The organism is Chamaesiphon sp. OTE_75_metabat_556, from assembly GCF_031378165.1.
In the GTDB taxonomy this organism is placed as follows: domain Bacteria; phylum Cyanobacteriota; class Cyanobacteriia; order Cyanobacteriales; family Chamaesiphonaceae; genus Chamaesiphon.
In genome coordinates this window covers 1-7,306 of the sequence record NZ_JANNDR010000383.1, presented here as the reverse complement: position 1 = coordinate 7,306, position 7,306 = coordinate 1, and the positions used below count along the sequence as shown (strand labels likewise).

6 protein-coding genes are annotated in these 7,306 nt (G+C 47.4%); 2 read left to right on the top strand and 4 right to left on the bottom strand.

The features are described 5' to 3' along the window. Positions 1 to 149: 149 nt before the first annotated feature. The 4 genes from RMO27_RS15545 to ispE all read right to left on the bottom strand — a co-directional run bounded on the left by RMO27_RS15545 (position 150) and on the right by ispE (position 2,688). Complete coding sequence (locus tag RMO27_RS15545; protein WP_309734114.1) at positions 150 to 392, bottom strand: hypothetical protein; 243 nt, start codon at positions 390 to 392, stop codon at positions 150 to 152. A gap of 317 nt (positions 393 to 709) precedes the next feature. Further along, positions 710 to 1,111: a fasciclin domain-containing protein gene (locus RMO27_RS15540; protein ID WP_309734112.1), complete on the bottom strand. Its 402-nt coding sequence runs from the start codon at positions 1,109 to 1,111 to the stop codon at positions 710 to 712. 252 nt (positions 1,112 to 1,363) lie between these two features. Next, positions 1,364 to 1,669 carry a DUF3082 domain-containing protein gene (locus tag RMO27_RS15535; protein ID WP_309734110.1) on the bottom strand — a complete coding sequence of 102 codons (306 nt, stop codon included), beginning with the start codon at positions 1,667 to 1,669 and terminating at the stop codon, positions 1,364 to 1,366. A 77-nt stretch (positions 1,670 to 1,746) separates the two neighbouring features. Beyond that, a complete protein-coding gene (gene ispE, locus RMO27_RS15530) occupies positions 1,747 to 2,688 on the bottom strand; it encodes a 4-(cytidine 5'-diphospho)-2-C-methyl-D-erythritol kinase (RefSeq protein ID WP_309734108.1) in 942 nt (313 codons plus the stop codon). A gap of 321 nt (positions 2,689 to 3,009) precedes the next feature. Here ispE and xrtO point away from each other — a divergent pair, with 321 nt between their 5' ends. Further along, on the top strand, positions 3,010 to 4,494 hold the full coding sequence (gene xrtO, locus RMO27_RS15525) for an exosortase O (protein WP_309734104.1): 1,485 nt from the start codon (positions 3,010 to 3,012) through the stop codon (positions 4,492 to 4,494). Positions 4,495 to 4,573: 79 nt separating this feature from the next. Further along, on the top strand, positions 4,574 to 7,237 hold the full coding sequence (locus RMO27_RS15520; protein ID WP_309734102.1) for a TIGR02921 family PEP-CTERM protein: 2,664 nt from the start codon (positions 4,574 to 4,576) through the stop codon (positions 7,235 to 7,237). Positions 7,238 to 7,306 lie beyond the last annotated feature (69 nt).

Sequence of the window (7,306 nt, the reverse complement as noted above, 5' to 3'; positions counted from 1 at the left end):
TTAAAGATACTTTGTTTACTGCTGCATTTCAAGGAGTTTTTCAACTTTATCTTTCTGAGGAGATTTTAGATGAAGTTAGCCGCAACGGTATTAAGAGACAGTTATCTACTCCGATTATCTAGTCACATACAATCTCAAAGACTTTCCGGTCAGATCTTATCAAGATTATAATCTTTCGGTGCTGTATCCAGATGATTTTTTGTTAGCTCTTTGCGACGATTGCGGCGATGAAGCATTAATAAATGTTCTAGAAAAGCAATCCCATAATCTAAAGAAAACGTCAGTATCGCCATTGCAAATTCTCGATAAGTTAAGAATAAATAGATGCAATAAATTTGCAGACAGGCTGTATAGAGCGATCGGGGATCGCTACTCTCTCTAGAATTTTGCATTACCGCGTTAGCATGATGTAAAATCCTAGCATGTTCGGGCGATCCATGCGATCGGATTTTAATCGCTCAAACCATTAATAATTCTCTCACTTTAGTTAGCTGCGATCGTGCTTTCACTGCACACTCAATTCAACTACGATGGGAATAAATCAAAACTAAAGACTATGGGAAAATCGATCGCCTAAGCTCCAGATTGCTTGTGCAACAGCCCAAAAAACACTATTTCGATCTCAATTCACCAAAAGAATAAGGTAGCAACTTTTACAGTTACTACCTCATTTTCAATGTTTAAAACCCAGATTTATTACAGAATCAATCTATGCAGGAAGTAATACTGCATCAATAATGTGGATGACACCATTATCGGCGGCAACATCAGGGGTTACGACTTTAGAATCATTAATCTTGACACCACTTGTAGCATCAATTTTCACTTCCGAACCTTCAACTGTTTTTGCTGATTTGAGCTTAACAACATCAGCCGCCATTACCTTGCCAGCAACGACATGATAGGTCAGGATTTTTGTGAGCTTAGGAATATCTTTGAGCAGTGCATCAACAGTACCTGCTGGTAGTTTTGCAAATGCTTCATCAGTTGGTGCAAATACAGTAAAAGGGCCTGCACCTTTGAGCGTATCGACCAAACCAGCCGCTTTAACAGCAGCAACTAAGGTTGTAAAAGAACCTGCACTTACGGCAGTATCAACTATATCAGCCATGTGATTTATTTACTCGATTTAGTGGACACCTTTGTAATGTAACGCACTTTTAATCGTAGTGGTGTCCGAACATCTAATTAATTATTTGTTCTCCAAATAGGGCATTATAAACGATCGATTAAAATATTGCTTTCTTTTAAACAAACGTGTAAAACATTACGTTATTTTGGTTTATAAATTACTAAATCTATCTTTGGGTAGATTTCAATATTTAGGATAGTGCTTTCCGATCAGTACAAGCGATCGCCAATGTTATGGCTCGGCACTGGCTTTTTTCTTGCTAAATAAGACTTGAATCCCTAGTGCGACTAGCCCGATCGCAATAATCCCAAATACGGCTGCACCCAATGCTGTCGATCCAACCACCAGCGTTCTGACTGCGGTAGCAATATTCGTGGCCATCGTCGTCTTCTGGATCATGGGTTTGGTGGCAAATGTCGTGGCGATTTTGCTAGTCATCGCATACATCGCGATCGACATTGCGCCGGCAATCAGCGCGCCAGTCAAACAACGTAAGGGTGTGGGTAAGCTGGCATCAGGAGGTGTAGTTTGAGTCATCAGGAGGTTGGAGGTTGGAGGTTGGATTTGGGAGCGATCAGAATAATAGCTAATAGCTACGGGTAATGTCTAAATCTTTAAACTACTCTGACACCGCGATCGTTAAATTGGGTGACAAATAACTCTAAATCTGGGTCGGGAATCGCCGCACGGACTTGATGATACAGGTTTTCGGCTTGGGATTGAGAACTGGCTAGACCAAATACCGTCGGCCCCGAACCGGACATCATCGTGCCGAGATGGGGATGCCGCTGAAATTCTGCACGCAATTGACTGACGAGTGGATAAGCTGGTAAGACCACTTTTTCTAAATCGTTGTATAAACGTTGCCCAATTTTAACGGCATCTTGAGTCGCGATCGCGCGGACGAGATCCCCAGAATGGACGCGATGAGATCGCGCGGCTAAACCATCAGGATCTAGTGCGTATTCATACTCAAATTCGCGTCGATAGGCCGCATACGCCCAGGGGGTCGATACCTCCAGACTTTGATATTTGCCCAGCACGACATGAATCCCCTCTAAGCTAGGTAGGGGCGAGATGACCTCGCCTCGACCCGTGGCAATGGCAGTGCCGCCGGAAATACAAAAGGGCACGTCAGAACCCAGTGTTGCCCCCAACTGTTGTAAGTCGCTCTGGGTCAGTCCTAGCTCCCACAATAAATCGATACCAACCAACACAGCAGCGGCATTTCCCGATCCGCCCGCCAATCCTGCGGCGATCGGAATCTGCTTGTGCATGGTAATTTCGACACCACCATATTCGCGAAAAGCAGTGGGAAATTCTTGTTGCATCAATTCCGCTGCACGATAGGCTAAATTGGTGCGATCGAGTGGAACTTGAGGATGCCCGCAGTGCAGAATAATATCATCGGTACTCAAAGATTCGATCTTGACTCGATCTGCTAAATCGACTGTCTGCATCACCATGACTAGTTCGTGATAGTTATCGGGTCTGATGCCGAGGATTTCGAGATGGAGATTGATTTTCGCGGGAGCGATGAGAGTATAAGATTTCATCTAACTATTTATGATTTACAAACCAAATTCGATCGTTGGCGTAGCCTACCGTAGGTAATCAAGATTTTGCGATCTAGGTATCTAGGTGGTGCGGATTAAAACATGGCCACTATACCAAAAACTAACTGGCAGAGTCTTATCGATCGATCTGCCGATCGACTGCATATTTGTAGATTGATCGCCCAACTACATCTTATCGCCTCTGTTTCCGGAATCTACTGCTATTGATGTGTATATGGATTAATCATGTTTAGCAAATCGAGCCGTTGGCGGAACCTCTCCCTGTGAGCATCCATCTCGATTCACAAAGATTGTAATTTTATGACAAATATCCCTCTGCTGCACCGAGCATCAAGACTAGATCGGGGTTTAATTGCTGGCACGATCGCGATCGTGGCGAGCTGGCTGTATTTTAATCATGTTCCGCTCCAGTGGTTGGCAACATCGATCTTCGATGTCTCGCCCTTCAATGCCGTCATCCTGGTTGCTGGCGCATTGCTATTGGCATTCCTGGGTTGGCGTTATCGTCAATCCATTGAACTAGCACCAGGGCTACATCGACTGCCCTTGATAGTGATGCTGGGTTGTGGCATAGGATCGATGGCGACGCAATGGTTGGTGTCCTTAACACAGTTACCCGTCGGATTATTTTTACTAGGTAGCTACGGTTTATTGGGTTTATGGTTGGCTCCATCGGTGTGGCGGCGGGGTTTGCCGGTCGGGATCGCGATCGCCTGTTTGCTGCCCTTTGGTGTGCAGTTTAGTGTGGGAGTCGGTGCGCCTGCCAGGATCTTGACGGCGCACATCGTCGAATGGATTTTGCACCAGTGGCAGATTTCGGCCATTTCCGCTGGCGATGTCATCGTCTTGAATACGGGCGTTGCCTATGTGGATTTGCCTTGTAGCGGACTCAAGAGCATGTGGACGGGTACGTTGTTTCTATTGGCAGCAACCTGGCTGGAAGGACGGCAGATCGGTCTGCGGTGGCTGTTTGTCGGACTGGCGAACTTGGGGTTTCTAGCGATCGCCAATACCGGACGCGTCTTAATTTTGACGATCCTGATTCACGTTTTACACCAGCCAGCATGGGCAGAAATTTTGCATGTGCCAATGGGGTTGATCGGGTTTGTAACGGCCAGTTTGCTCACTTGGTTACTGTTACGGTTCGTGCCAAACAGGGCAGCGCAGTCGGCAACTAGCGAGCGAATCGATCGAGTAGCTACAGTGCTCAACTGGCGATCGCTAGTCGCATTATCTGGGTTATTGCTAGTACTGGCGATCGTCCCCATGCCACAACCAGAGCGGGCGATCTCCGCAATTGATTTATCAAACTTGCAATGGGTGGCACCGATGCAGACGCAAACATTGGATCTCAATCCTCAAGAGCGGAAGTTTTTTGCTAGCTATCCCGGTGTAACTACCCGCAAACAACAATTCCAATATGGAGACTTAACCGGAACGTCCGTCGTCGTTGCAAGTCCAACTTGGCAAGCACACCACGCACCAGAAATATGTTTGGCCGCGAGCGGTTACAAAATCGCACCTGTGGTACAGCGAGTAATTACGCCAGAAGTAACGGCACGATGGTTATCACTCGATGACGGCAACCGATCGGCAATCTATTGGTTTCAATCGGCAACCCGCACGACTGATGATTTTATGTCGCGCTTTTGGGATGACGTATTTCGCCGCGAATCTCGCTGGACGATGGTTTCGGTGGTATTCGATCGAGCCGATGCCCCAGACACACCCACAGTCCAAGCGTTTATTAAACAAACGCACGATGCAATCGATCGAATGAATTGAGAAAGGGGATAGAGGATCGTGAATTTTCGCTCCCAGTTTCCCAGTTCCCCCTAACCCTAGCCCCTAGCCCCTTGCCAACATGAACAAACTCTTCTTCTGGATCTCCAACATCACGCTCCTACTAGTTCTCTGCGTGGGCTATTTACCCTCAATGGGGATGGCATTGGTTCGTGACTCATTTGCCGGTAACGTACCACTCGATCTGATGGTGCCATTATTTGGCTTGGTAGGTGTGCCGATAACTACAGCGATCGCTGGCAGACAGCGGCAGCAGTCAAAGCTGAAGCCATCTTTATCGCTATTCGAGCTGTTCTATGCTCTAGAAGCACCGATTTTGGTTGTCTGCGCGATTCGATTATTTCTGTTGCGCGATCTGACTCCGGCTACTACATTCTTGCTGGTTTCGGGTGTATTGGGCTGGTTGGGAAGCTGTTATTGGTTTTGGCAACAGCGTCAAGTAGAATCGACCGATGAGCAGCGGGGGAATTTATTCTCGCTGGTGGGTTTGAGTTTGTTCTTATTTGTATCCCTATATGTGGTGGCGATCGCCTTATTCTTCGTGCTGCCTGTGGGCGTGTTGTTGTTCACCAATTTCTATGTTGTCGTAATTTCTATTGTCGTGTTTCCGTTGTTCGCGTGTGGTTACGCGATCGGCAGTTTGCCATTTGGGATGTTGTTTGTGGCGCAGCAACTATGGTGGCAAAATCTCCAACAATCGATCGAACGTTATGGCAAACGGCAAGTACAGGCGTTAGCTGGCGGGTTGGCGATCGTCTGGTTGGGTAGCTTGATCGCCCTGCAACAACAGCCCCAAGTTGAGGCATTTAGTCTGCTCGAACAAACACCAATCGATCGTCAAACCAATCTCCAAAAATCGGAATTACTGCGGCAGGGATTTATAAATGCCTACCTCGCCGAGTATCGTTATTTGCGTTATTCAGACGATCGGCGGGTATTCGCAGCCTATCGTTGGCTCCAGTTCCCCGATTCGATGGCGCAGGGTATTCAAGCTACTTATAATTTCGTCACCCATCCGTTTACCTATCAGGGCAAGCGCGAAGATCGCCAAGCTGCGGCCAATGGCTACGCTCAATTTTTTGATGAGTCGATTCTGCGCGGCGAGAAAAAGACCATTCGCCATGCTGTAGAATCGGATTTCAATCGGAGTCAGGCCAATGCTGGATTGTGGAGTATCGATACCAAACGGGTACTATTAGCCCAGCAGCAGGTCAAAGTCTCGCCCCACGGGGATTGGGCTGATGTAGAACTGCATGAAACCTATGCAAATCAAACGATCGATCCGCAGGAAATTTTCTATTATTTCTCCTTACCCGAAAGTGCGACGGTGAGTGGGCTATGGCTGGGTGAATCTGACGATCTCGCTCGTCGTTTCCCATTCCAAATTTCCACCCGTGGAGCTGCCCAAAAGACCTACAAAGCAGAGGTCAAGCGGCGAGTAGCTCCAGTAGATCCGGCTTTATTAGAACAGGTAGGGCCACAAAATTACCGACTGCGAGTTTTTCCAGTCTTAGCCAATCAGCCGATGCACATGTGGATGACATATAAAGTCATGAAACAGGATAGTGTCTGGCCGCTGCCACATCTCAACGAACACCGCAACGTGTACTGGAATAAAAATACCCAACGCACTATCGATCGTCAGTCAGTAGCCGGAGCGGGTGACTGGTTGCCCCAATCGATCGCTGCCGATAAATCTGCACCACAAGTACATCAACTGACGTTACCAAATGGCAGCAATATTATCGCCAAACCCTTCGACCTGAAAGGCTATAGTTTGCCTAACGGGAAACGACTAGCGATCGTCCTCGATAGCTCTTACAGTATGAATGCCCATCGTCTAGAACTAGCAAAAATGATCGGTTGGTTGCAAACAAATATTCTGCCCCACAACCAGATCGATCTTTATCAGACAGACAGCCAGCCAGAGAAAGCACAGCTATTGCCACTGGCGGGTTTCAAGCCAGACAAAGTAGTCTTCTACGGCAAAATCGATCCACAGCAAATGTTGGCGCAATTCCACACCCTCAGCCAAGGAACTGCTAATGCCAAATATGATGCGATCGTGGCAATTACCGATCGCGGTAGCTATGAATTGACAAAGGATCTAAATAAAGAGCGATCGCTGTCTGCGCCCCTGTGGATGGTGCATTTGGGTGGATTGCCTCATGCCTATGATGATGCCACGATCTCATCGATTCAGAGCAGCGGTGGCAGCATCTCCACAGACATCAAAACAGTGATGCAGCGGATTGCGACACTGCCCAGTTTGGGCGAGGGCACATCGTTATTGAGCGTGGTAGATAACTATGCTTGGTTCTTGAGTCAAGCCAAAGATCCGGCCGCACAACAGGACAATAACTTTGATGCGATCGCCGCACGGCAATGGGTAACTCAGGTGAGCCAATCGCTGAAGCCAACCCAGTTAAAAGAGTTAGATGCAGTACACGTCCTCGCCAAACGTTACAACATCGTCACGCCCTATTCATCGGCGATCGTGTTAGTAAATGACGCCCAGAAACAGAGTCTCAAGACTGCTGAGGGAGATAAAGATCGCTTCGGGCGCGAAGGCGAAGATAAAACCGCCCCGTTGGCATCACCCCAATTGATGCCTTCAGGACAGGTTTCGGCTACGCCAGAGCCTGCTGAGTGGTTGTTACTGTCGATCGCACTCTTGATGTTGGGGATTGTTTATCAGCGTAATACGACAAAAACGGTAGTTTGATTTTTACCTAACCCAAGTTGGTTGCGTCGATAGAAAAATAGATCGAAGCAATTTGCTAATAGATATTAT